Raw genomic sequence first — 25,267 nt, 5'->3', positions numbered from 1 at the left:
CGCCTTCACGTGGATCCGATTGAATGATGGTATTATAGACGCCCGCATGGATTCCACAGACGGCTCCGCCTTCAGATTGTCCAGTCTGGACACCGTGTTCTACAGTCTCAACGCAAGCTTCACAGTCGACTGGATTGAATTCGTTGGCCTTAACAACAGTGATGAAGTTGGCACATTTCGTATCGATACGCCATCCATGGACGCGATCAACAGCATTGATTTTTCATCATCGACAAGTGGAAGCTTTGACAACATAACGGGATTTCTTATCCGATCGAGCAGCACGTTTCATTTTGGTGGTGATGATTACGCGGATGTCCCTGTTCTCTACGCATCAGTTGCCATTGACGACATGGTCATAGCTGCGGCGGTGACCAATGCCGCACCCGATATCGGCGGGGTCGCGGCAGGTCAGGCGGTCAATGACGATATGACGGTCACGCCCTTCTCCGCCGTCACCATCGCGGATGATGACGGCGACAATGTCAGCGTCACGATCGCCCTCGATGATGCCGCCAAGGGCGGCTTTACCGCCGCCTCGCTGACGGCGAGCGGCTTCGTCGATGCCGGCGGCGGCAGCTATACGCTCACATCGCGCGCGCCGGGCGATGCCCAGAGCGCCATCCGCGCCCTCGTCTTCGACCCCGCCGAAAACCGCGTCGCCCCCGGCACGACCGAGACCACCACCTTCACCATCACCGTCAATGACGGCACGACGGACACCGTCGACAATACCACCACCGTGGTCTCCACCTCGATCAACGACGCCCCCGTGATCGGCGGCTTCACGGCGGGGCAGAGCGTCGACGACAACGCCACGATCAGCCCCTTCACCGGCGCCACGATCAGCGACCCGGATACCGGCCAGCCCCTCACCGTCACCGTCACCCTCGACAATGCAGCCAAGGGCGTGTTGACCAATCTCGGCAGCTTCACGGATCAGGGTGGCGGCGTCTATCAGGCCACCGGATTCGCGAACGCCGCAGCCGCCCAGAGCGCCCTGCGCGCCCTCGTCTTCGACCCTGCTGCAAACCGCGTCGCGCCCGGAGGGACCGAGACGACCACCTTCACCGTCGCGGTCTCGGATGGCGGCGCGCCCGTCAGCAACGCCAGCACCACCGTCGTCTCCACCTCGATCAACGACGCCCCCACCGCCACCAATCTGACGCAGACCATCACCTATACCGAGGATCCCGGCGGTGCCGTGGCGCTTGACGACATCGTCGTTACCGAGCCGGATCCGGGCCAGACCATCACCGCGACGCTCACCCTGAACGCTCCGGAAGCCGGCAGCCTCTCCACCGGCACGTTCGGCGCCGCGACCTCGAGCTACAATGCCGGCACCGGCATCTGGACGGTGACCGGCTCCGCGGTCGACGTGAACGCCGCGCTCGCCGCCGTCGCCTTCACGCCCGTGGCGAACCGGGATCAGGACGTCACCATCACCACCCGCATCCGCGACGCCGCCGATACCGGCCCCGCTGACGGCACCATCACCCTCGATGTCACCGCCGTGAACGACGCCCCGGTCTTCACCGATCTCACCAGCAGCGCCACCTTCATCGAGGGCGGCACAGCCGTGCAGATCGCGCCGGGTGTGAGCATCGCCGATATCGAACTGGATGCGCTCAATGCCGGCGCGGGTGATTATTCCGGCGCCAGCCTCACCATCACCCGCGATGGCGGCGCGAACACCGACGACCGCTTCAGCATCGCCACCGGCGGCGCACTCACCGCCGCGGGCGGCCCCGACGGCGGCGGCACGATCAGCGCCGGCGGCAACGTCATCGCCAGCATCGCCAATACCGGCAACGGCCAGCTGCAGATCAGCTTCGCGAATAACGGCACGATCCCGACCACGGCGCTCGTCACCGAGACCCTGCGCGCCGTGCAATACGCGCATGCATCTGACGATCCGCCCGCCACAGCGAGCCTGCGCTGGAGTTTCTCCGACGGCAATTCTGGAGCCAGCCAAGGCACCGGCGGCGTCGAGACCGTCACCGGCACCACCGACATCACCATCACCCCGGTCAACGATGCTCCGAGCCTGACCGCGACGGCAAGCGATCCGACCTTCATCGAGGATGGCGCGGCGGCAAGCCTGTTCTCGGGCACCAGCATCGACACGATCGAGGCGGGCCAGACCATCACCGGGCTCACCTTCAACATCACAAATCTGGCCGACGGCGCTGATGAGAAGATCATCATCGACGGCACCGCCTTTGATCTCACCGATGCCACCAACGGCCCTGTCGCCGGCGGCAACGTGGCGATCAGCGTGACCGGCTCCACCGCCACGATCAGCCTCACCGGGCTCTCCGCCAATGCCGCCACGGCGCAAACCCTCGTCGACGGGCTCGCCTATCGCAATGACAGCGACACCCCCACGACCGGCACGCCGCGCGTGGCGACGCTGACGCAGATCACCGATTCCGGTGGGACCGCAGATGGCGGGCAGAACACGACCGCGCTCGGCATCGCCTCGAATGTCGGCCTCACTGCCGTCAATGACGCGCCCGTGATCGGTGGTGTCGCGGGCGAGACCAGCGGCGTCATGGCCGGGACCGGTCCTGCCGCGATCGGCCTTTTCGCGGATGCGAGCATCGGCGATGTCGATACCCCCGCCTTCGATGGCGGCTTCGTGCAGATCACCCAGAATACCGGTACCACCAACGGCCATTTCGGCCTCGATGGTACCGGCGCGACTTCCGGCGGGAACGGCCAGTTCGCCGATGGCGAGAATGTCGCCGTGGGCGGCACCGTCATCGGCACCGTCGCGGCCGGCCAGGACGGGCAGAGCGGCAATGGGCTGCGCATCGATCTCGATGCGGATGCGACGCAAGCGCGCGTCGAGGCGCTGCTGCGCGCGCTCACCTACGAGGCTCCCTCCGGCCTCGGAGAACGCGGCTTCACCCTCGCCATCGATGATGGCGGCGCGGATGGCGGGCCCAACGGCGACCAGTCGACCGCGACAGCCGCCTTCACCATTGAGGCCACGCCCAACCCGCCCGTCATCGCGGGCTTTGCCGGCGCCATCAACTATACCGAAGACAGTGGTCTCGTGCGCCTGAACGCCGCCCTCGACGCCGTGGTCAGCGACGCCGATTCCGCGAATTTCGACGGGGGTGAACTCCGCCTGTCGGTCACCGCGAACAATGTCACAGCCGAAGACCGACTCGGTATCATCGAGGGAGCCGGGGTGACGCTGGGCGGAGCGAACGTTCTGGTCGGCGGCACGGTCATCGGCACCTTCGCCGGCGGCACCAATGGCGACGATCTGGTCGTCTCCTTCAATGATCAGGCGACGCCTGCGGCTGTCACCACGCTGGTGCGCGCCCTCGGCTATGAAAACCTCGATACGGCAGCGCCGACCGAGACAACACGCACCCTCACACTGACAATCCGCGACGCTGCCGCGGGCCCCGGCGCCGCGACGAGTGCGGATGCGGATATCGCCGTCACGGTGATCGGCGCGAACGATGCGCCGGAACTCGGTGGCATCGCCCCCGGCCCACAGACCACCGATGACAATGACACCATCACGCCCTTCGCCGGCGCAACCGTGGCCGATGCCGACGGTCCGACCGTGCCGCTCACGGTAACCGTGAGCCTCGACGATGCGGCCAAGGGCAGCCTGACCAATCTCGGCGGCTTCACCGATCAGGGTGATGGCTCCTATGTCTTCAACGGCAACCAGGCTGATGCCGAGACCGCCCTGCGCGCCCTCGTCTTCACGCCGGCGGAGAACCGCGTGGCCCCGGGCGCAAGCGAGACCACGACGCTGACCGTCGTGGTTGATGACGGTGCCGCGACGGATCAGGCGCAGACGCAGATCGTCAGCACCTCGGTGAACGACGCAGCCACGCTCACCGGCATCGCCGCAACGCTGGCGCAAAACGATGACAGCACCAGCACGCCCTTCGCGTCGGTCGTGATCGCCGATCCGGATACCGGCCAACCGCTGACCCTGCGCGTGACGGTCGACGAGCCGGCTCGGGGCGGCTTCACCGCCGCATCGCTCACCGCCTCGGGCTTCACCGACCTCGGCGGTGGTGTCCATGAGCGCACCGCGCCCGATGCCGCGACGGCGCAGACCGCCCTGCGAGCCCTCGTCTTCGCGCCGGTGGAGAACCGCCTCACCCCCGGTGATACGGAAGATATCGTTCTCACCGCGCGCGTCGATGATGGTGTCGCAGCAGCTGTGCAGCAGAGCAGCACGGTCACGGTCACCGCCGTAAACGATCCGCCCACGCTCGGTGGCTTCAGTGACGCGAGCATTGCGCAATCCGGCGCGATCACATTATTTGCCGACGTCACCATCGCCGAACCGGATCCCGGCCAGGCGCTGAGCATCACCATTGGCGCCGACGCGCTCGGCATGGGAACCTTCACGGCAGCCTCTCTGGCCGATGCCGGTTTCACCGGTACCGGGCTCGGCGTCTACACCCGTACGGGCATCCCCTCCGCCGCCGAGGCGCAGGAGGCGATCCGCAAGCTGGTCTTCGTTCCCGAGCCGGACCGTCTCGGTGCCGGCGAGAGCGATACGCAGCTCTTCGACATCTTCGTCTCGGACGGGACGGTCACGTCGAGCGCATCCGTGACGCTGACGATCGACGGGCCGCCGCTCACGGTGGAGGCGCCCTCCGAGCCGTCAGCGCCGCCACCTTCACCACCTCAGCCGCCTGCTGCGCCCCCTCCTGCCGCGCCCCCTGCACCACCGCCGGAACCGGTCCTGTTCGAACCGATGCAGCCGGTTTCCGCTGGAGCCTTCGCGCCTCTGCCCTCTTCTGTAGAGTCTGAACCGACTTATGCAGAGCAGGCCGGGCCAAATGGGGGTGAAGTGCGCACCATCATTCCCGGGTTCTTCATCGCACCATCTGCGGGTCTCATGGCCCCGGGCGAAGCAATTCGCGCCGAGACGCTGGTCGCACCCGTAACCAGCAGCGCTGCCGATGGTCCTTTCACCGTAACCCTGCCCGCCGCCACTTTCGTGGTGGCCGATGCGACGCTGCCGGTCTCCGTCACCGCCAGCCTCGGCGATGGCGAGGATCTACCGGACTGGATGTCGTTCGATGCCGCGACCGGCACCTTCAACATCGATCCGCCGGAGGGGGCTGACGGTGTTTACGAGATCGTGATCACCGCGACGCTGCCGGGCGGCGAAAACGCGCAGGTCACGCTGACGATCACCATTGAGGCGCAGGCAGCAGAAGCAGAGGACGCGATGCACATCGACCCCGCCACCGCGCTCTCCGCCGGCAAACCGGCCTTCAGCGACATGGTCCGTGCGGCGAGCCGTGTCGGGATTGCAACACATGCCGGCGACCTCACCATGGACGCGATTGAATTCTGGGCAGAGCCCTTGCCAGAGGCACCACATTCTGGCGATATGACCTTTGATTACAATGATTCGCAGGTATCAGCCTAAAGCTGTATTTAGCGAAAATCTTAACAGTTTTTAGTAGCGCTCGATCGCACGATACAACGCATGAACTCGCGCAGGCAGACCGCCTGCGCCTGCAAGGAGCGCACCGACAGGTCGGCTCCCGAGTCGCAAGGCGCTGCCTGGCGATGGGTCCTGCTCCGCGCGCGGGGGCGGGCATATTCGGGGGCGGGCCATGCGCAGCGGGGCTCGCGATATGAAACGGGTGACGGCGACCGTCGAAGTGAGCGTATCGCGCAGACGGTTGTACGGGTGGGTCGCAGTCGCGATCGAGGAAGTTTGGGGGCGTGTAGCCATGCGGATGAAATCGGGTTCGGTGCAATTCACAGATCGGGGCAGTTGCGCGACCACGCCGAAGAGGGCGGGGTCGAACCGGCTGCGGTCATCTGCTTTGCGCCTTCGCCCGCTGCTCACGGTGATCGCCGCTGCCACTCTTCTTGCTGGCTGCGCCGCATCGCCGGAACGGCTCAGCCTCGCGGAACAGATCAGCGCGGCCGCCGCCGATCGCCAGACGATCTACGCCTCGCAGGAGCCGATATCCGGCCCGGTCCGTCTCGAAGAGGCGATGGCGCGGGCGCTGAAATACAATCTGGATCACCGTGTTGCCCTGATGGAGCGTGCTCTGGAAGAACGGCTCGGCGATACTGCGCAAATGGGTCTGCTGCCGAAGCTCGCGGGCCGTGCCGGTTTGAGCACTCGCGACAACATCGCCGCCTCGTCGAGTCGATCGGTCGAAACGGCCCGCCAATCACTCGAACCCTCGACGAGCAGCGAGCGGGATACGGGCACGGCAGATCTGCAGCTCTCGCTGAATGTGCTCGATTTCGGCTTGAGCTATTTCGGGGCGCAGGCCCAGGCCAACCGGGCACTTGCGGCAGAAGAGCGCCGCCGCCGTGTCGTGCTCACGGTCGCCGATGAGGTCCGTAACGCCTATTGGGAGGCTGTCACCGCCGCGCAACTGGCGCCGCGCGTGCACCGCGTCCTCGGCGAAGCGCGCGAAGCGCTCGGCTTCGCCCGTCAGGCCGAGGCAGAACGGCTGATGCCACCGCTCGAGACGCTGCAGTTCCAGCGGGCCATGCTCGAAATCATCCAGCAGCTGGAGGGGCTGGAGAGCGAGCTCGCCAGCGCCCGGGCCGAGCTGGCCGGGCTGATGGGGCTGCCGCCGGGAACCCGCTTCAGCCTGGCAGCGCCCCGCCACGGCGCTACACGGCTGCCCTATCGCATCGCCGATCTCGAAGCCGTGGCCATGGTCGAGCGCCCGGAAATCCGCGAGGAGCTCTACAATGCCCGCAATGTCGTTCTCGAAGCCCGCTCGCAGATGCTCTCCCTGATGCCCGGCGCGAATCTCTTTGCCGGCGTGAACTACGATTCCAACAGTTTCCTGCTCAACCAGTCATGGGCCGATGCCGGCATTCAGGTAACCTGGAACCTGTTGCGCCTGCTGTCCCTGCCGGCCATGCAGGCTGAGGCACAGGCGCGCGGAGATCTCTCCGACGCGCGCCGCCTCGCCCTGCGCATGGCGATTCTCACCCAGGTGAACGTCGCCTATCGTCGCTACCAGCGCGCCACTGCGCATTACGCCCGCGCAGCCGAATTGCAGAGCGTCGAGCAGCGCATTGCCGAAGCGACGCGCAGCGCCGAGGAGAGCGATGCGCAGAATCGCCTGGAACGTGTCCGTGCCGCGGCCGCCGCCGTTCTCGCCCAGCGGGCCCGCAATCGTGCCTTCGCCGAAGTCAACAATGCGCTCGGCGCAGTCTACGCCGCTTCCGGCTTCGATCCGCTGCCCGAGACCATCGCCGATCACGATCTCGCCACGCTGCAGGAGGCTATCGCCGCCCGCGCCGCCGAAATCGCGTCCGGACGCGCGCGCTTGCCGGATATTCCTGCCGCTTCCACCCCGATTGCAGCACACGATCCGGCATCGGATGGAAACACGGCCTATGCCATGCTGCCACCGCCGAGGCCTCCACAGCCTGCGCACAAGTAGAGTGGGACAAGGCGCAAGAGAGATGCGGCGATCATGCGTGACGGGTAGGACATGGATGCGGACCGGATCTTTTCTGCGACGTCACCCGGGTCCGCCCCCTCTGTCCGGGCGCGATTTTACCGCAGCGCGATTTTGATACGGCGCGCCGTTCTGATTTCGGCAATCGCTGCTGCCACGCTCTGCCCCGCCTCGTCAGCGCAGCACGCACAGGCCGCGCCGGATACGCCTGCGCCTGCGCCTGCGCAACGCGCCCAGAACCTCCCCGTCTCGCTACCGGGCACTGGTGAACCGGGGGGCAACAATCCCTTCGCGCCAATGCCAGACGGCGCGCCGCCGGCGCCCTCCACCCCCAGGGCAGTTGCTCCCGTCATGCCGGGCTCCGGTTTTGACGGCTCCGGCGCAAACGCGACCGATTCGGGTGGGCTCGCGATCAGCGATCTCGCCGATTTCGCCCGGCCCGTCCTGCGTGCCCAGATCAGCCCGCGCCGCCAGACCGTGCTCTCTGCGGAGATATCCGGCAAGATCGACACATTCCCACTGCGTGAAGGCGAGCGTTTCGCGAAGGGCGATCTCCTGGTCGGCTTCGATTGCGCCGTCCATATCGCGCGCCGAGACCGGTCGCGCGCACAGGAGCAATCCGCGCGCCGGCGCCTCGAAACCGCCGGACGGCTCGATGCGCTCAGCTCCATCAGCCGGCTCGAATACGACGAGACCGTCGCCGCCCTCGCCGTGGCCGAGGCCGAGACGACCCTGTCCGAGATCGCGGTCTCGCGCTGTGCCATCGCAGCACCCTTCAACGGCCGCGTGGCCGAGCGGCTGGCAGAACCGTTTCAATATGTCGCCGAGGGCGAACCGATCATCGCCATTCTCGATGACCGTGATCTCGAAGTCGCGCTGATGGTGCCGTCGCGCTGGCTCGCCTGGCTGCGGCTCGGACACGCTTTCGAAGTCGCGATCGACGAGCTCGAAACCACCCTGGAAGCCAGCGTGTCGCGCATCGGCGCACGGGTCGACCCGGTCAGCCAGTCGATCCGCATCTTTGCCGCGATCACGCTGGCGCCGGAGGGGCTCATGGCCGGAATGAGCGGCGAGGCGCAGTTGCGACCGCCCGCGCGGGATGCCGGACCCGACGGTGCACCATGAGTGACCAGCCGCCCCGCAAGGGCCTCACCCTCGCCACACTGCTCGAACTGGAAAAACGCGCCCGCGCCGCCGAGGATGCCCAGGCACTCGGTTTCCTCATGGTCAACGACACCCATCTCGCGATTCCCTACCGGCAAGCAGCCTGGTTCTGCGCCGCGAGCAATCGCCTGCGCAGCCTGTCGGGTCTGGCCACGCCGGATCGCGACGCGCCCTTCACGCGCAGGCTCGAAACCTTCTTCCGCAAGAGCCTGCGACCGCAGACACGCACGCAGAGCCTGACGGCGACGCGGATGGGCGAGGCTTTCGGACCTGAGGGCAGCGCGGCATGCAGCGAGGCGCGCGCGTTCTTCACCGCACATCTGCCAGCTCAGATTGCGCTCCTGCCCTTGCGTTACAAGGATGTTCTGCATGGCGCCCTCATGTTTGCGCGCGAAGAACCCTTCACGCGCGGCGAGATCAACGCGCTTGATCATCTCGCCGATGCCTACGGTCATGCGCTCGCGGCATTGACCGGCCCGCGCCGCCGGCAGCGACGCTTGCGGCGCAGCCGTGTGATCATGCTCGCCGGCCTTGTCACGCTCGCGGCGCTGATGGCGCTGCCCGTGCGCCAATCCGTCCTCGCTCCGGCCGAGATCGTTGCGCAGCAACCGGACCTCGTGCGCGCACCGCTGGCAGGCGTGATCGAGACGGTGCATGTGCGCCCCAACGCGGCCGTCAGTGCCGGGACAAAGCTGGTCTCGCTCGATGGTTCGGAACTCGACACCCAGCGCCAGATCGCGCGGCAACAGCTCAGCGTCGCCGAAGCGGAACTGCGCCAGGCGCGCCAGCAGGCCCTGTTCGATCCGCAATCGCGCGCGCGCCTCGCCGTGCTCGAGGGGCGGCGCGACCAGCACGCCGCCGAGCTCACCTTCCTCAATGAGCGCCTCGCGCGCATCGACGTTACTGCCGTCCGCGACGGCATCGCCATCTTCGACGATGTCGACGATTGGGAGGGCCGCCCGGTGGCGCTCGGCGAGCGCATCATGCTGCTCGCCGATCCGCAGGCGCGCGCGCTGGAGATCAACCTCGCCGTCGCCGATGCCATCAATCTCGAACCCGGCGCCGATATCCGCTTCTTTCTCAATATCGATCCGGCCGATCCGATCGCCGCGTCGCTCACCCGCGCGGGCTATCGCGCACGCGCGATGCCGGATGGCACGATGGCCTATCGGCTGCGCGCCGCTCTCGATGACGATGATCCGCGCCTGCGCATCGGCCTGCGCGGGACGGCCCGGATCTATGGCGAGCACACCCTCCTCGTGCTCTACCTGCTGCGCCGCCCGATCGCCTGGCTGCGGCTACAGGCCGGCCTGTAATGGCGGCCGGGGGCACGATCGCCGCGGATGCACCGCAGCCGGGGCCGCACATCAGCCTCGCCGAGGGGACGACGGGAGCCGGCGCGCAACGACTGCCGCCGCTGCGCGACGAGATCATCCTGCATCCCGGCCCGGCGGATCGCGATGGTGCGCCCGGCTGGACTCTGGAGGATCCAGCGCGCGCGCGCTATTTCCGGCTCGGCTGGGCGGAGATCGAGATGCTCGCGCGCTGGCATCTGGGCGACCCCGCCGCCATCGCCGCCGCGGTCAGCGCCGAGACCACGCTCACGCTCGCGCCGGGCGAGGTCGAGGCCTTCGCCCGTTTTCTCGCCGGGGCCAATCTGGTGCAGCTTCGCGGCGAGCGCGCCTTGCGCATGCTCGCCGAGCAGGCAAACGCCGCACGCATGAAGCCGCTCGCCTTCGTCTTGAAGAACTATCTCTTCATCCGCATCCCGCTGGTGCGCCCGGACGGTTTCCTGGAGGCGACGCGCGGCCTCGCGGCGCCGTTCTTTTCACGCACCTTCTGGATCGCCACGCTGATCGCCGCCATGGCCGGCCTGCTGCTGGCCCTGCGGCAATGGGAGGCCTTCACCACGACCTTCCTGCATCTGTTCAGCTGGCAGGGACTCGCGGCGATCGCCATCGCGCTGATCATCACCAAGATCGCTCATGAGCTCGCCCATGCCCATGCCGCGAAACGCGATGGACTGCCGGTTTCCACCATGGGCGTGGCGCTGATGGTGCTCTATCCGGTCCTCTATACCGATACGACCGCTGCCTGGCGCCTCACCGACCGGCGCAAGCGGCTTCGGATCGGCTATGCCGGCATGGCGATCGAGCTGGCGATCGCCGCCTGGATGACACTGGCCTGGAGCTTCATGCCCGACGGCGCCATGCGCTCGGCCAGCTTCGTGCTGGCCACCACCACCTGGATCATGACGCTGGCGATCAATCTCAACCCGTTCATGCGTTTCGACGGGTATTTTCTGTTCTCCGACCTGCTCGACATGCCCAATCTGCAGGAGCGTGCCTTCAGGCTCGCGCGCTGGCGCCTGCGCGAGGCCCTGTTCGGATTTGGCGAGAACCCGCCGGAGCGCTTCCCCGCAGGCCGTGCGCGGCTCCTGATCGTCTATGCCTGGGCGACCTGGATCTATCGCTTTCTGCTGTTTCTCGGCATTGCCCTGATCGTCTACCATTTCTTCTTCAAGGCGCTCGGCATCGTTCTGATGATCGTGGAGCTGGCCTGGTTCATCGGGCGCCCGATCATGCTGGAATTGCGCGAATGGTACGCGCGCCGCGCGCGCTATCGCCTCAACCGCAACACCCTCGTGACACTCGGCACCGGCTTCGCACTGGTGGCGCTGTTTCTGATGCCGCTGCAATGGGCGATCCACGCCCCGGCCCTGTTGCGGGCGGAACGCCAGACGCAGATCTTCGCGCCGGCGGATGCGCTGCTCGTCGCCGATGATGCCGCCTTCGGCGCGGATGTCGCGCAGGGTGATGCGCTGTTCGGCTTCGCCGCCCCCGACATGGCGCATCGCCTCGACGAGAATGCGCGATCCATCGCGCTGTTGCGCTGGCGCGCGGCGATGGATGCGGAGGCTTCCGGCGCGCGGGTCGATCGCGCGGCCCTGTGGCGGGAACTCGAAGGCGCGCTGGCCGAGCGCGCGAGCCTCACCCGGGAGGCCGAACGCCTGATCCTGCGCGCACCGCATGCGGGGCGCATCGTTGCGCGTGACCCTGAAACCGGCATAGGCGACTGGATCGGCGCCGGTGAATGGCTCGCCACGCTGATCGTCCCGGATGCACCGCTGGTCGAGGCGTATCTCGGTGAGGCCGATCTTGCCCGTGTCGCGCCGGGCAGCACGGCGATCTTCTATCCGGATGCGCCGGCGCGCAGCGCCGTCCCCGTCACGATCACCGAGATCGCCGATACCGCCACCGCCCGCCTCGCCTCGGCGCCAGAACTCGCCTCGATCCATGGCGGGGCCATTCCCGCCCATGCCGGCGAGGATGGCCCCGTTCCCGATGGCGCCGTCTACAGGGTGCGCGCACGGCCTGATCTTGCCGATGGTGAGCCCAGGATGACGGACATGGCTCTGCGCGGTACCCTGCGCCTGCAAGGTGAACGCCGCTCCCTCGCTGCGCGCAGCTGGCGTGCCGTCCGCGCGGTGCTGATCCGCGAGAGCGGCTTTTGAGGCATGATCCCCGCACGCATTGTCGTTCGTCACGCACTTCGGGTCTGACGAAGAGAAAGGACCGGGGCGATGAAACGGGTCATTTTGCTGCTCACCGGGCTCGTCGCTTCCAGCCCTGCATGGGCGAAGACCGTGCCGGAATCATCCGGCGTGCCGTCTGCAGTGATCGCGGCAGCGCTTGCCGAGGCGGATTGCTTCTGGCCCACCGGGAACGAGGCGGTTGTTTCCTGGCCGGCGAGACCGCTCGGTGACGCATTGATGCTGCTCGAGATCCCCTGCTGGCAAGCCGCGTATCAGGCCGGCAGCATCCTCATGGCCTATGCCCCGAACGCACCCGAGGAAGCCCGCCTGCTGCGCTTTCCCGTACCGGAAGGAGAGGGCTTCACCGAGAAGCCGAGCCTCACCCTCCCCGATTACGATCCCGTGACGCGGCAGATCACCAGCCTGCACCGCGCGCGCGGTCCCGGCGATTGCGGCACCGCCGGCCGCTGGCAATGGACCGGCGAAGCCTTCGCGCTGGAGAGCTATTGGGACAAGCCGGATTGCGACGCAGAGCCGTTCGACCCGTTCAACGCGCCGGAAGCGTGGCAGGTTTATCCATGACGGGGAAATGCATCGCAGTGGCAAGGCTCTCGCCGATCAGGAAGGCGACTTTTGAAGAATGCTGCAGATCGGCTTGGGCTGGCAGCACAACCATCGTCACGCGCCTTGCCGCGATGGAACCGACGCGCAGTAACCGATCCGTCAGAAGACAGGATCCGGAAACCCTGCTGCCGCACCGTCAACCCTGTCCGCAGTTCTTTCCAATCATCGTGCGGCGAACGGCTTCCTGTTCGCCCTTCAGTCGCGCAATCTCCGGCGCGATGTTATCACCGCTCAATGATGAGACGGGAAGGCCGATCAGGATGACTCCGACGACATCATTGCCGCGAGCTCTTTCCTGTTGAGTCGACGCTGTTGCCAGCGCCGCAGAAAGACGCTGGCTCTCTTCGCCGAGTTGGAGGCACGACCACGACTGGTACGTTACCTCGCTAATATACGACGCCTGGATACTCTCCGGGCTTTTGGCACAGGCCCCGGCCAGAAGCACCGAGGCAAAAACGACATAATTCATAGTGCGCATAAGGAAACCATTAGTCCTTCATCAATCAGAAACACGATTCTCCGATTGCATTGAAAAACTGCAAAAGGCAATGGATTTCTTCAATGAGCGTTATCCGCCAACACCCAGCGAACTCAGATACTCAGAGTGAGCTCTGCGACTGTACCACCCTTGTGTAGCACTCGGGCGCGATCAAACCGTTACTCTGCCTGAAAACCTTGCGGATCAACGCTTCTGAAGAGCGTTGGTGCCCAGGAGAGGACTCGAACCTCCACGGCTTGCACCACTGGTACCTGAAACCAGCGCGTCTACCAATTCCGCCACCTGGGCTCGCCTGTCGGCGATGGCGCTTCATACGAGGGGTGGCGCGGCGCGTCAATGGGTATATCGGGGTTGAGCAGCGAAATTGTATCTGTCAACGGGCCCGTATCAGCCGTCGCGCATGCGCGGAATCCCGCCCTTGCCGCCGTCTTTGCCGCCGCGCTTCGGATAGAGCAGCGCGAAGGTCGGGCCGGCGCTGAGCATGACGAAGAGAATGCGGATGATGTGATGCGCGGCCACGAAAGCGACCTCCGTATGCACCGCGATGGCGACGAGGCTCATCTCGGCCAGGCCGCCCGGCGAATAGGCCAGCATCAGCGGCAGCACATCGAAGGCCGAGAAACGCGACACGATCACGGCGAAGCCCAGCGTCATCGCGAGGAGAATCATCGTGGAGCCGAAGGAGAGCGCGAGAATGCGCAGGATCACCTGCGGCGGCGTGCCCAGAAAACGGCAGCCGATAGTCACCCCCAGCACGATCTGCGCGCCCTGCACGATCTCCGCCGGCGGCTTGAAATCAGTGATCCCCGCGGCATGCACGAAAGCCGAAACCAGCATCGGGCCGAGAAGATATTTCGCGGGAAGACGCAGGAGATGGCCGAAAACGGCGCCGGCAAGCCCGCAGCCGATGATCCATAATTCGGCGGTGAGCGGCGCCTCCGTGACCGAGGGCCCCATATCGGCCCTGCCGCCAAGAGACACGCCCTCGACCAACTCGACGAGGAAGGGCAGCGTCATCACCACCAGCAGAATGCGCGCCGAATGCACCAGCGCGATGGTGCGCCCGTCGCCGCCACGCTGTTCACCGACCACCACCATCTCGACCAGCCCGCCCGGCATGCCGGCGAAATAGGCCGTCGTCATGTCCATGCGCCCGATCTTGCGAAAATACAGCACGCAGGCAGAGCCGGATACGGCGACGAAGAAGGCGAGCCCGATGATCGTCGGCACCCAGCCGAGCAGGCTGCCGATGATGGCCGGCGTGAAGGCTGCGCCCAGCATCACCCCGATCACCGCCGACATGGGCGGGCGCACGACCGTCGGCGCGGCGATCGGCGCGCGCAGGATCGCGGCAATCGTGCAGAAGGTCATCGGCCCCAGCATCCAGGGCAACGGCAGTTCAAGCGCGTTGAAAATCGTGCCGCCGATGAAGCCGAGGATCAGTGCGGCAACGAATCTGGCATAGGGAAAGTGTTCGGGCCGCAATGCTGCGAAGCCGCCGCGCATTTCGTCCCAGAGCGCCTTCATATCGCTGCTCACCCCCTGCCGACCCGCTAGCGCCATTCCCGCACGGGTCCCGGCTTTCCGATCCATCGCGCGAAGCGGCAACTTAGCGGGGGATGCGCGCCCCCGCCATGGCGAGGGGGCGCATATGCGATTGGCACGGAATCCGCCGCCACCTCACTCCGGCAGATTGAGCCGGATGTGCAGTTCGCGCAGCTGCTTGGCGCTGACCTCCGAGGGCGCACTCATCAGGAGGTCTTCGGCCTTCTGGTTCATGGGGAAGAGCACCACCTCGCGCAGGTTCTGCTCGCCGCAGAGCAGCATGACGATGCGGTCGATCCCCGGTGCGATGCCGCCATGCGGGGGCGCGCCGAGCGACAATGCGCGCAGCATGCCGCCGAACTTCGCCTCGAGCACGTCCTCGCCATAGCCCGCGAGCCCGAAGGCCTTGCGCATCACATCAGGCCGGTGGTTCCGGATGGCGCCCGATGACAGCTCCACGCCGTTGCAGACAATGTCATACTGGAAGGCGGTGATGCCGAGAATCTCGTCCGCATCCGCCGGGTTGAGCGCAAGGAACTTGTCGAGATCGTAATTCGGCATCGAGAACGGGTTGTGCGAGAACTCGATCTTCTTCTCGTCCTCGTCCCATTCATACATCGGGAAATCGGTGATCCAGCAGAAGGCGAATTCACCGTTGGGGATGAGATCGAGCTCCTCGGCGATGCGCGTGCGCGCCTTGCCGGCGAGCGCCACGGCCTTCGCCTTCTCGCCGGCGGAGAAGAAGACAGCGTCACCGGCGGCGATGCCCGCCTTGGCCGCAATCAGCTTCTGCACCTCGGCCGGGATGAACTTCGCGATCGGCCCCTTGCCGACGAGATCACCGCCGTCATCCTCGAAGACGATATAACCCAGCCCAGCCGCACCCTCGCCACGCGCCCAGTCATTGAGCTTGTCGAAGAAGGAGCGCGGCTGGCTCGCGGCCCCGGTCGCGGGAATGGCGCGCACGATGCCGCCGGCCTTGATCACGTTCTTGAAGGCGTTGAAGGTGACCTCCTCGCGGGAGAATTCCTCCGTCACGTCGCAGATGATCAGCGGGTTGCGCAGATCAGGCTTGTCGACGCCGTATTTCAGCATCGCCTCGGCATAGGGAATACGCGGGAACACCGTCGTGACCTTGCGGCCCTCGGCGAATTCCTCGAACACGCCGCGCAGAACCGGCTCGACCGCCTGGAACACGTCTTCCTGCGTGACGAAGCTCATCTCGACATCGAGCTGGTAGAATTCGCCGGGCGAGCGGTCGGCGCGGGCGTCTTCGTCGCGAAAGCACGGCGCGATCTGGAAATAGCGATCGAAGCCCGACATCATGACGAGCTGCTTGAACTGCTGCGGCGCCTGCGGCAGCGCGTAGAACTTGCCCGGATGCAGGCGCGAGGGCACGAGGAAGTCACGCGCGCCTTCCGGCGAGGAGGCGGTGAGGATCGGCGTCTGGAATTCGAAGAAACCGCCCTCCTTCATGCGCCGACGGATCGAATCGATAATCTGCCCGCGCTTGATGATATTGGCATGCAGCTTCTCGCGGCGCAGATCGAGGAAGCGGTATTTCAGGCGGATGTCTTCCGGATAATCATGCTCTCCGAAGACCGGCATCGGCAATTCGTCAGCGGCGCCGAGCACTTCGAGATCAGTGATGAACACCTCGATCATGCCGGTAGGCAGATCTGGATTCTGCGTGCCTTCCGGCCGCCGGCGCACCTTGCCGTCGAGCCGCACGACCCATTCCGAGCGCAACGTCTCCGCCAGCTTGAAGGCGGAGGAATCGGGATCCACCACGCATTGCGTGATGCCGTAATGGTCACGCAGATCGATGAACAGTACGCCGCCATGGTCGCGGATGCGGTGGCACCAGCCGGACAGGCGGGTCTCGCCGTCAATGTCGGTTTCGCGAAGAGCGGCGCAGGTATGGGTGCGATAGCGATGCATGGAACCGGTTTTCTTTCTCGAACGAGCTCGCAGGGGAGTGAGCCCGGCAAGCCGCGCTTGTCAAGAGCCACTGCCGCAGCGCACGCGAATTTGCCCGCCCCGGGCCCGGATTCCGGGCGCTACGTTTGATGTCGGTCGCCGTGATTTCGGCTTGCCCGGCGCTTGCCTCTTGCACACAATCGCCATATTCGGCAAAGGAACGACATGAAACTGATCACCGATACCGCCGAACTCTCGGCGACCTGCACCCGGCTCGCCGCGCATCCCTTCGTGACCGTCGATACGGAGTTCATGCGCGAGACGACCTATTACGCCAGGCTCTGCCTGATCCAGATCGCATCGCCCGAGGAGGCCGTGCTGATCGATCCGCTGGCGGATGGCATCGACCTCGCGCCGTTCTTCACGCTGATGGCGGATGAGAGCACCATCAAGGTGTTCCATTCGGCGCGCCAGGATGTCGAGATCATCTGGACAATGGGGAACGTGATCCCCACCCCCCTCTTCGACACCCAGGTCGCGGCCATGGTCTGCGGCTATGGCGATTCGGTTTCCTACGAGCAACTCGCCAATGATCTCGCCAAGGCGCGAATCGACAAGTCATCGCGCTTCACCGACTGGTCGCGCCGTCCGCTGAGCGAGGCGCAGCGCGCCTATGCGCTCTCCGATGTGACGCACCTGATCCCGGTTTACGAGACGCTCGCCGCCCGCCTCGAGGAAACCGGGCGCAGCGCCTGGCTCGACGAGGAAATGGCGGTGCTGATCGATCCCGCCACTTACGAGGGCGACCCGGCCCGCGCGCATCGACGCTTGATGGGGCGGGTGCGCAAGGTCAAGGAGCTCGCCGTCCTGATCGAGGTCGCGGCCTGGCGCGAGCGCGAGGCGCAGAGCCGCGACGTGCCGCGCAACCGCGTCCTCAAGGACGATGCCCTGGTCGAGCTCGCGATCTCGCAGCCGCGCGATGCCGAGGCAATGGCGCGGCTGCGCTCGGTGCCCAACGGGTTCGAGCGCTCGCGCAGCGCAGCCGGGGCGATCGCCGCGATCGAGGCGGGGCTGGCACGTGACTTCTCCGAATTGAAACTGCCGGAGCGCGCGCGCAGTCGTGGCAATGCCGGCGCCACCGTGGATCTTCTCAAAGTGCTCCTGAAGGCGGTCTGCGAGCAGAACGACGTCGCGCCCAAGATCGTGGCGACGGTGGATGACCTCGAAGCCGTCGCCGAGAGCGACGACGCCGATATCGCCGCGCTCAAGGGCTGGCGGCGCGTATTGTTCGGTGACAAGGCCCTCGCGCTCAAGCACGGGCGGCTGTCACTCGCCATTGAAGACGGAACCGTGATCGTCGCGCCGCGCGCGCAGACCGGCAGTGCCTGACCGGACTGCAGCGCGCGCTCAGGATTTGCCGGACGAGGTGTCACCGAGAATGCGTTCGAGCGCAGCGCGTTCTTCCGGCGTGAGATCAGCCGTCACCACCGGTGCGGCATGGCGGCGCCTGCGTATGACGAGGAACAGCCCGAGCGCGCCAGCCCCGAGCACCAGAACCGGTGAGCCCCAGAGCAGCATCGTGCTGGCATTGAAGGGCGGCGTGAACAGCACGAAATCACCGTAGCGTGCCACGACGAAATCCTCGATCTCCTGATCGGAATACCCATCGACCAGCCGTTCGCGCACGAGCAGCCGGAGGTCCCGGGCCAGCGGCGCATCCGAATCGTCGATCGACTGGTTCTGACAGACGAGACAACGCAGATTGGCCGAGAGATCGCGCGCACGACGCTCCAGATCGGGATCCTCCAGGATCTCATCCGGATGCGGCGCCGCGAATGCGGGTGGCGCGGCAGCGCCCATGCCGAGCGCGAGACCGGCAGCGAGTGTCAGGGCTATGGCGAAGCGTCTCATGCGCAATTCCTCATTCCGCCGGCGCAGGCGTGGGGCCGGGCTGCGGCATGTCGCGCCTGGCACGCACGGGGGCGCCGACACGGAAGCGACGATCGGTCATGGCTATACCGGCTCCGAGCGCCATGAAGATGGTCCCGATCCAGATCAGCAGAATCAGCGGTTTATAGTACAGTCTCAGGCCGAGCGAACCATCGGACTGGGGCTCGCCGAAGCTGAGATAGACCTGCGAGAAGCCGACCGTATGCAGGCCCGCCTGGGTGGTCGGCATGTTGCGTGCCGGATAGAAACGCTTCGAGGTTTCTTCTTCACCAATGGCTCGATCACCGCGCAGTATGGTCATCCGCGCCACATCTTCCTGGAAATTCGGCCCGGTACGCGGAAAGACGGCATCAAGCCGGGCCGAATAGGCGCCACCGACATGCACAACATCCCCCGGATGCATGCTCACGATCCGCTCCGTTGACCACGCCGTGGCGGCGATGCCGATCACCATGACGCCAACACCCGCATGGGCGGTGACGGTGCCCCAGGTCGAGCGCGGCAGACCGCGCGCCTTGCGCATGGCGTCGGCAAATCCGGTGCCGCCGCTGAAGGAACGGGTGACGACTTCGTTGAGCGCACCGACGATCAGGAATATCCCCAGACCCACGCCGAGCGGTGCCGCAACCGGGCCGCCATAAGTGAAGCCGTAGACGATCACGGTCAGCACAACGGAGACGAGGATCGCCCCCGCCAGACGCTGCGCCACCCCCCCCATGTCTCCGCGCTTCCATGCCATTACCTGCCCGAAGGGCAGCAGAAGCAGCAGCGGCACCATCAGCGGCACGAAGGTGGCGTTGAAGAAAGGCGGACCGACCGAGATCTTGGCACCGGTCACGGCTTCGAGCGCCAGCGGATAGAGCGTACCGATCAGGACCGTCGCGCAGGCAGTGGCGAGGAACAGATTGTTCATCACGAGGGCGCCCTCGCGCGAGACAGGCGCGAAGATCCCGCCCTGGCGCAACAGCGGCGCGCGCCAGGCGAACAATGCCAGCGATCCGCCGATGAAGAAGACGAGGATCGCCAGAATATACATCCCCCGATCAGGGTCGACGGCGAAGGCATGCACCGAGGTGAGCACGCCGGAGCGCACCAGGAAGGTGCCCATCAGCGAGAGCGAAAAGGTCAGGATGGCGAGCAGGATCGTCCAGATCTTGAGCGCATCACGCTTCTCCATCACCACGGTGGAATGGATCAGCGCGGTGCCGAGTATCCACGGCAGGAGCGAGGCGTTTTCGACCGGATCCCAGAACCACCAGCCGCCCCAGCCGAGTTCGTAATAAGCCCAGTAGGAGCCCATCGAGATGCCGAGCGTCAGAAACAGCCACGCACCCAGCGTCCAGGGCCGCACGGCGCGCGCCCAGACCGCATCGATCTTGCCCTCGATCAGCGCCGCCATGGCGAAGGCGAAGGTGATCGAGAAGCCGACATAGCCGACATAAAGCAGCGGCGGATGAATCGCGAGGCCGATATCCTGGAGGATGGGGTTGAGATCACGCCCCTCGAAAGGCGCCTGGTCGATGCGTTCGAACGGGTTTGAACTCAAGAGCAGAAACAGCAGGAAGGCGATCGTCACCGATGCCTGCACGGCGATCGTGTTGGCGCGCAGCTTCGGTGGCACGGCGTTGCGCGCGATGCCGACCAGCGCGCCGAACAGGGTGAGAATCACGATCCAGAGCAGCATCGAGCCCTCGTGATTACCCCAGACCCCCGTGATCTTGTAGATCATCGGCTTTTGCGAGTGCGAATTCGCATAGACGTTCGTGAGGGAGAAATCCGAGGTGACATAGGCGTAGGTCAAAACCCCGAAGGAAAACAGCACCAGTGCGAAGACGCCGACTGAAGCGGGCGCGCCGACGCTCATCAGGACCGGATCATTGGTGCGCGCCCCCCAGAAGGGCACCACCATCTGGATGACCGACAGCCCGAGTGCGAGAGCCAGCGCGAAATGTCCCACTTCGATCAGCAATGAACTGCCCCTTCCGCCATCAATGTTTCAGCCTGCAACCCGGTTACTGCGTGCCGGGCGCCGGATCACCATGTTGCCACACGCCCTGCGCCTTGAGCGCATCCGCCACCTCGCGTGGCATGTAGTTCTCGTCGTGGCGAGCGAGAACGGTATCGGCGCGAAACAGGCCCGAACCGTCGATCGCGCCCTCTGTCACCACACCCTGCCCTTCCCGGAACAGATCCGGCAAGAGGCCTTGATAGCGCACCTCGATCGTCGCGCCCCCGTCAGTGACGGTGAAATAATGAATCTGGCCGTCCTCCCGGCGGATCGAGCCATCCTCGACCAGTCCGCCGAGGCGAAAGCGCACACCCTCGTCGACACCTTGGGCGGCAATGTCGCTCGGCGCACGGAAGAAGACGATCGTGTCGCGCATGGCAAAGAGCACCAGCCCCAGCGAGAGGGCCAGCACGGTCCCGGAGACACCGATGAGGACCAGACGGCGTTGTTTGCGTGTCATGTCAGGTTACTCTCGCAGGATACCGGCCTCGCGGGCCACCGATTCGACTTCTTCGATTGCCTGGCTGTCACCGGCAAGCGCGCGGCGAGCATCGGCCAGGGCCTGCTCGGCGGGCTCGACCTGCCCGAGCACCGCGTAGGAGCGCACCAGACGCCCCCATTCCTGCGCATTCCCGCCTTCCGTGGCAAGGCGTTCGGCGAGCCCCGCGACCATGCCGGCAATCGCGCCCGACGCATCGCCCTGAGCGTCAACCGCTCCCTCCGCCGGAGGCGCATCGCCCTCGAGAGCAGCAATGCGCCGACGCACCACCCCGACCCATGGCGCATCGGGATCCGATTCGGCCAGCAGATCGCGGTAACGCTCCAGCGCAATCTCCGTATCACCGTCCTGATGCGCCGCCGTCGCCAGGAAGAACCGTGCTTTCGGCTGGCGCGTATCCTGTTCGAGGGCGCCCTCGAAGGCCTCGCGCGCCGATGAGGAGACGATCCCCTCTGACGCCATGACCAGCGCCTCACCAAAATTCGCCAGACGCTCGGCGTCTGCGCCGAGCAGATTGATCGCCCGGCGGTAGGCCATGGCGGCATCGTCAAAACGTCCCATCCGGATATAGACCGGCGCGACCACCTCCCAGCCCTCGCCGTCTTCCGGATTGCGCTGCAGATGCGCCTCGATCCGTGCGACGGCCTGGCTCATGTCGATATCGCTGCCGGGTGTAACCGGTTGCATACGCGCACTCAGCGGTTGGCCCGGCAGTTCCGGCGAGCCCTGCGCGCCATAGATCGCGAGTGCGACCAGCGGGATCGCCGAGAGCGCCAGCGCCGAGGTCGCGCGCCGCCGCCGCAATGCCGGCTCATCGAGCGTCTTGCTGCCGGATTCCCGGCGCGCATCCGCGCGGATCAACCGCCGCGCCGCCTCCGCCTTCGCGGCGGCGGCCTCCTCGGGCGTGAACATCCCGCGCGCGAGATCGCGCTCGATTTCCTGCAACTGCTCCTCGTAGAACAGCCGCTCCCCTTCGCCTGCTGATGCGGCGCCGGAGGCCCTGCGCGGGCGCGATAATGGCCAAAGCACAGCCATGATCGTGGCCGCGGTCATGGCGAGAAAGAGAATCCAGATCGACATGGCACCTATCTACAGCGAAGCCGTTCACCTGACGATGTAATGGTCCGGCGACACGGTGTCACGCAAGGGATGTTACTGAATCGGCAAAAACATGGCGTGCATAGCCGTCGCACTGCGAAAAAGCGTCGCTGACATGCTGCGGGCCGCGCTCGAATCAGCGCAGGATATGCCCCTGCAGGCCAATATACACGTCGGATCGCCCGCCCCGCGGCATCACGACCCCACCCGCAAGCCGCAAGGTCAGCGGGCCGAGGCTGAAACCGGTCACATGCGCGCCCAGCCGCAACTCCTGATAACCCGGCTCCAGATAAACCGAGGCTTCCGGCCCGGCGAAGACCGTTTGCGTCAGAGCGGGCCCGGTTGCCAGACGCGCCCAGAGCGAGGGTGCGGCGCTACCGGCCATGATCGTCGCATGGGTCAGAAAGGGGCGGCGCGTCCAATCAGGCCCGGAGGGCGCAGGCTGCACACGCAACGGCGCCTCGCGCCACAATTCCGCGATCAAGGCCGCCCCCACACGCGGTCTTTGCCAGCGCGGCAAAGCGTCGTCCCCCAGTGCCTGGGCCCGCCGGATCTCCATACCGGCGGCGATCGTCATGAAACCGAGAGCGGTATTGTCCTGGCGTCCGAAATACAGCCTCGAGATCTGCGTCATGCGCGGGACATAGGCGGTGAAACCGTCGGGCGCCTGCCAGCGTTCACGCGTCGCGCCGAGATTCGTCATGAGCATGGCGACCGGCCCCGGTGCCGCGATATTGCCGGAAAGACTGTGCTTGAAGCCGCTTCCGCCAAAGATCGATACTTCCGCCAGTTCGACCGAAGCGAACAGCACCCGGTCGAACCTGTCGGAGACGGTCGGCTGCGCGTCCTGCCCGGCGTGCCGCATATCCGCAATGCCCGACCCGCCGAGCAGAGCCATGAAGACCAAGACCGTGAAGATCAGGCAAACGGCGCGGTCCATCCCACCCGCTGCCCGGTTACGGCTCAGCGCCCCTGAACAGCTTTGACGAGGCGCTGCGACGGCGCTTGTGGACGGGTTGGCGAAACGCAAGACGGCGCCACCTGAAATCGAAAATTGCCTAACGACCTCTTAACAACCCATTCGCAACCGTGCAATGCGAATCTCCGCCAAAGGTTGTGGTTATGCACAGCCGCACTTCCCCGTCGCCGGCATCGCCCTGGATGGGAAAAGGCGGGTGCAATCGGGACGGTATGTCCAGACGCCGCCCCGCCACCGCGATCATGCCGGCGCCTCCGCGCGCGCCGCCACCTGCGCCTCCCGCTTCTCGCGCTGCATCCGCCAATCGGTGCGGAAGTTCCAGATCATGATGCTGATCACGCCGATGGCACCGATCACCTCGGCAATCGGCGTGTTCGGCCACAACAGCGCCACGCCGAAGCCGAACAGCGCGATGCGCGTCAACCAGTTCAGCGGCGCTTCCATATGCCCTTCGATCGCCGAGCCCAACGCGTAGACGCCGATCACCGCGATGACGAAGATATGCATCACCTCCCAGAAATCTCCGCCGACGAAATTGGTATAGGCGAACAGAACCGGCAGCAGATACAGGCCCTTGGCCACTTTCCAGGCCTCGAGGCCGGTGCGCATCGGCGGTGTCTTGGCAATCGCCGCAGCCGCGAAGGCGGTGATGCAGACGGGCGGGGTGACGTTGGAATCGAGCGACAGCCAGAAGATGATCAGATGCGCCGAGAGCAGCGCCATTGTGATCACATGCGCATCGAGTGCCTGCGGATAGACCTGCGAGAGGATTTCCGGCGGCGCGGCATTGATCAGCGCCAGCGCCGCATCCCGACTCATCGGCTCGGCCAGAGCCGTCATCGCCCCCGGATCGACCAGCGAGAGGATGATCCGCGTCCCCTCGGGAATCTGCCCCGCCATCATCACATCGATCAGCGCGCTGTTCTGTATCAGAAGATGCAGGGCCGGTGCCGAGAGCGTCGCGAGCACGATGTAGGACGCCGTAACCGGCAGGCCCATCCCGAGGATCAGCGACGCCAGGGCGATGAGCAGAAGCGCGATCAGGAGGTTGTTGCCGGACCATTGCGCGATCATCAGCGAGATCGTGTTGCCGATGCCGGTCATGGCCACGACATTGATGATCAGCCCCACCGCGACGAGCAGCACGGCGGTCATGATCATGTTGGTCGAGCCCAGCGCCAGCGCGTCCAGGATCGCCTTAGGGCCCATTTTGTTCGGTGTGAACCAGGAGGCCACCACGCAGGCCGCGATGGCGAAACCCGCAGCGTAGGTCGGCGTGTAGCCGGCGACCAGCAGGCCGATCAGGGTGAAAATCGGGATCAGGAATGACGGGCCGCCCTTCATGAGCACTTCCCACGCCGTCGGCGCGTCGTCATCCATGGCCTGGAGATCGTATTTCTTGGCGTTGATGCGCACGAAGAAGGCGACGGAGAGGAAATACACGATCGCCGGCAGGAAGCTCACGGCCACGATGGTGAGATACGAGATCTGGGTGAAGGTGGCCATCACGAAGGCGCCCGCTCCCATGATCGGCGGCATGATCATGCCGCCCGTCGATGCCGCTGATTCGACCGCAGCCGCAAAGCGTGGCGGGAAGCCCGCGCGCTTCATCAGCGGAATGGTGATGACCCCGGTCGAGACCGTGTTCGCCACCGCCGAGCCACTCGTCGTTCCCGTCAGCGCCGAGGAGAAGACCGCGACGAAACCCGGCCCGCCGACGAAACGCCCGGCCATGGCACGGGCGAGATCGACGATGAACATGCCCGCGCCCGAGCGCACCAGAAAGGCGCCGAAAATGATGAAGAGATAGACATAGGTCGCCGAAATCAGCGCGATCGAACCGAACATCCCCTCATCCGCGAGGATCGAGCGAAAGAAGAGCGTGTCGGTCGTGAGCCCGGCAAAACGGAAGACGCCACTGAGCGTAGGCCCCCACCAGACGACGTAAGTCAGAGCGACGAGAATGAGGATGGGAATGATCAACCCGGTCGCGCGACG

16 protein-coding genes and 1 tRNA gene are annotated in these 25,267 nt (G+C 65.6%); 7 read left to right on the top strand and 10 right to left on the bottom strand.

Annotation, left to right across the window (positions count from 1 at the left end; translation table 11 throughout):
• Positions 1–352 precede the first annotated feature (352 nt).
• The 6 genes from VKP01_RS12005 (at position 353) to VKP01_RS11980 (ending at position 12,729) form a co-directional block, all read left to right on the top strand.
• Positions 353–5,428, top strand: coding sequence for a putative Ig domain-containing protein (locus tag VKP01_RS12005; RefSeq protein ID WP_324412589.1), 5,076 nt, complete (start codon positions 353–355; stop codon positions 5,426–5,428).
• Positions 5,429–5,834: 406 nt separating this feature from the next.
• The gene (locus VKP01_RS12000; protein ID WP_324412587.1) at positions 5,835–7,430 is read left to right on the top strand and encodes a TolC family protein; all 1,596 of its coding nucleotides are present in this window, start codon (positions 5,835–5,837) and stop codon (positions 7,428–7,430) included.
• 369 nt (positions 7,431–7,799) lie between these two features.
• The gene (locus tag VKP01_RS11995) at positions 7,800–8,573 is read left to right on the top strand and encodes an efflux RND transporter periplasmic adaptor subunit (RefSeq protein WP_324412585.1); all 774 of its coding nucleotides are present in this window, start codon (positions 7,800–7,802) and stop codon (positions 8,571–8,573) included.
• Positions 8,570–9,928 (top strand): efflux RND transporter periplasmic adaptor subunit, encoded by a 1,359-nt coding sequence (locus tag VKP01_RS11990; RefSeq protein WP_324412583.1) that lies wholly within the window; start codon positions 8,570–8,572, stop codon positions 9,926–9,928. The genes VKP01_RS11995 and VKP01_RS11990 overlap by 4 nt, the downstream gene beginning before the upstream one ends.
• Entirely contained in the window at positions 9,928–12,126 is a 2,199-nt protein-coding gene (locus tag VKP01_RS11985) for an HlyD family efflux transporter periplasmic adaptor subunit (RefSeq protein ID WP_324412581.1), read from the top strand. Before VKP01_RS11990 ends, VKP01_RS11985 begins: the two co-directional genes overlap by 1 nt.
• 69 nt (positions 12,127–12,195) lie before the next feature.
• Positions 12,196–12,729, top strand: coding sequence for a DUF1176 domain-containing protein (locus VKP01_RS11980; RefSeq protein ID WP_324412579.1), 534 nt, complete (start codon positions 12,196–12,198; stop codon positions 12,727–12,729).
• Positions 12,730–12,907: 178 nt separating this feature from the next.
• Here VKP01_RS11980 and VKP01_RS11975 read toward each other — a convergent pair whose 3' ends face one another.
• The 4 genes from VKP01_RS11975 to aspS all read right to left on the bottom strand — a co-directional run bounded on the left by VKP01_RS11975 (position 12,908) and on the right by aspS (position 16,756).
• A complete protein-coding gene (locus tag VKP01_RS11975; protein ID WP_324412577.1) occupies positions 12,908–13,240 on the bottom strand; it encodes a hypothetical protein in 333 nt (110 codons plus the stop codon).
• A 233-nt stretch (positions 13,241–13,473) separates the two neighbouring features.
• A tRNA-Leu gene (locus tag VKP01_RS11970) sits at positions 13,474–13,558 on the bottom strand.
• A gap of 99 nt (positions 13,559–13,657) precedes the next feature.
• On the bottom strand, positions 13,658–14,809 hold the full coding sequence (locus tag VKP01_RS11965; protein ID WP_324412575.1) for an AbrB family transcriptional regulator: 1,152 nt from the start codon (positions 14,807–14,809) through the stop codon (positions 13,658–13,660).
• A gap of 141 nt (positions 14,810–14,950) precedes the next feature.
• A complete protein-coding gene (gene aspS, locus VKP01_RS11960; protein WP_324412573.1) occupies positions 14,951–16,756 on the bottom strand; it encodes an aspartate--tRNA ligase in 1,806 nt (601 codons plus the stop codon).
• Between the two features lie 204 nt (positions 16,757–16,960).
• On the opposite strand from aspS, the gene rnd reads away from it, so the two are divergent.
• A complete protein-coding gene (gene rnd, locus VKP01_RS11955) occupies positions 16,961–18,124 on the top strand; it encodes a ribonuclease D (RefSeq protein WP_324412571.1) in 1,164 nt (387 codons plus the stop codon).
• Between the two features lie 18 nt (positions 18,125–18,142).
• Here the strand turns inward: rnd and VKP01_RS11950 are convergent, their stop codons facing one another.
• From VKP01_RS11950 to VKP01_RS11925, 6 genes are all read right to left on the bottom strand, one after another.
• Positions 18,143–18,646, bottom strand: coding sequence for a cytochrome c-type biogenesis protein (locus tag VKP01_RS11950; RefSeq protein ID WP_414706573.1), 504 nt, complete (start codon positions 18,644–18,646; stop codon positions 18,143–18,145).
• 10 nt (positions 18,647–18,656) lie between these two features.
• Positions 18,657–20,654 (bottom strand): heme lyase CcmF/NrfE family subunit, encoded by a 1,998-nt coding sequence (locus VKP01_RS11945; RefSeq protein ID WP_324412569.1) that lies wholly within the window; start codon positions 20,652–20,654, stop codon positions 18,657–18,659.
• Between the two features lie 43 nt (positions 20,655–20,697).
• Complete coding sequence (ccmE, locus tag VKP01_RS11940) at positions 20,698–21,153, bottom strand: cytochrome c maturation protein CcmE (RefSeq protein ID WP_324412567.1); 456 nt, start codon at positions 21,151–21,153, stop codon at positions 20,698–20,700.
• A 6-nt stretch (positions 21,154–21,159) separates the two neighbouring features.
• Positions 21,160–22,272 (bottom strand): c-type cytochrome biogenesis protein CcmI, encoded by a 1,113-nt coding sequence (gene ccmI, locus VKP01_RS11935; protein ID WP_324412565.1) that lies wholly within the window; start codon positions 22,270–22,272, stop codon positions 21,160–21,162.
• A 154-nt stretch (positions 22,273–22,426) separates the two neighbouring features.
• Entirely contained in the window at positions 22,427–23,230 is an 804-nt protein-coding gene (gene bcsS, locus VKP01_RS11930) for a cellulose biosynthesis protein BcsS (RefSeq protein ID WP_324412563.1), read from the bottom strand.
• Positions 23,231–23,509: 279 nt separating this feature from the next.
• Positions 23,510–25,267 (bottom strand): TRAP transporter fused permease subunit (locus tag VKP01_RS11925; RefSeq protein WP_324412561.1); only part of this gene is annotated, 1,758 nt, incomplete at its 5' end.

The sequence above is a fragment of the Saliniramus sp. genome, from assembly GCF_035311605.1.
GTDB lineage: Bacteria > Pseudomonadota > Alphaproteobacteria > Rhizobiales > Beijerinckiaceae > Saliniramus.
Note: the sequence above shows the minus strand (reverse complement) of the source record. Positions and strands in the feature narration are given on the sequence as shown.

What these genes read in the sequence shown, in the direction of transcription:
- VKP01_RS12005 (WP_324412589.1), top strand. Translation starts at nt 353, where the DNA reads ATGGTCATAGCTGCGGCGGTGACCAATGCCGCACCCGATATCGGCGGG.
- VKP01_RS11995 (WP_324412585.1), top strand. Translation starts at nt 7,800, where the DNA reads ATGCCGGGCTCCGGTTTTGACGGCTCCGGCGCAAACGCGACCGATTCG.
- VKP01_RS11990 (WP_324412583.1), top strand. Translation starts at nt 8,570, where the DNA reads ATGAGTGACCAGCCGCCCCGCAAGGGCCTCACCCTCGCCACACTGCTC.
- VKP01_RS11985 (WP_324412581.1), top strand. Translation starts at nt 9,928, where the DNA reads ATGGCGGCCGGGGGCACGATCGCCGCGGATGCACCGCAGCCGGGGCCG.
- VKP01_RS11980 (WP_324412579.1), top strand. Translation starts at nt 12,196, where the DNA reads ATGAAACGGGTCATTTTGCTGCTCACCGGGCTCGTCGCTTCCAGCCCT.
- VKP01_RS11975 (WP_324412577.1), bottom strand. Translation starts at nt 13,240, where the DNA reads ATGAATTATGTCGTTTTTGCCTCGGTGCTTCTGGCCGGGGCCTGTGCC.
- aspS (WP_324412573.1), bottom strand. Translation starts at nt 16,756, where the DNA reads ATGCATCGCTATCGCACCCATACCTGCGCCGCTCTTCGCGAAACCGAC.
- rnd (WP_324412571.1), top strand. Translation starts at nt 16,961, where the DNA reads ATGAAACTGATCACCGATACCGCCGAACTCTCGGCGACCTGCACCCGG.
- VKP01_RS11950 (WP_414706573.1), bottom strand. Translation starts at nt 18,646, where the DNA reads ATGAGACGCTTCGCCATAGCCCTGACACTCGCTGCCGGTCTCGCGCTC.
- ccmE (WP_324412567.1), bottom strand. Translation starts at nt 21,153, where the DNA reads ATGACACGCAAACAACGCCGTCTGGTCCTCATCGGTGTCTCCGGGACC.
- ccmI (WP_324412565.1), bottom strand. Translation starts at nt 22,272, where the DNA reads ATGTCGATCTGGATTCTCTTTCTCGCCATGACCGCGGCCACGATCATG.
- bcsS (WP_324412563.1), bottom strand. Translation starts at nt 23,230, where the DNA reads ATGGACCGCGCCGTTTGCCTGATCTTCACGGTCTTGGTCTTCATGGCT.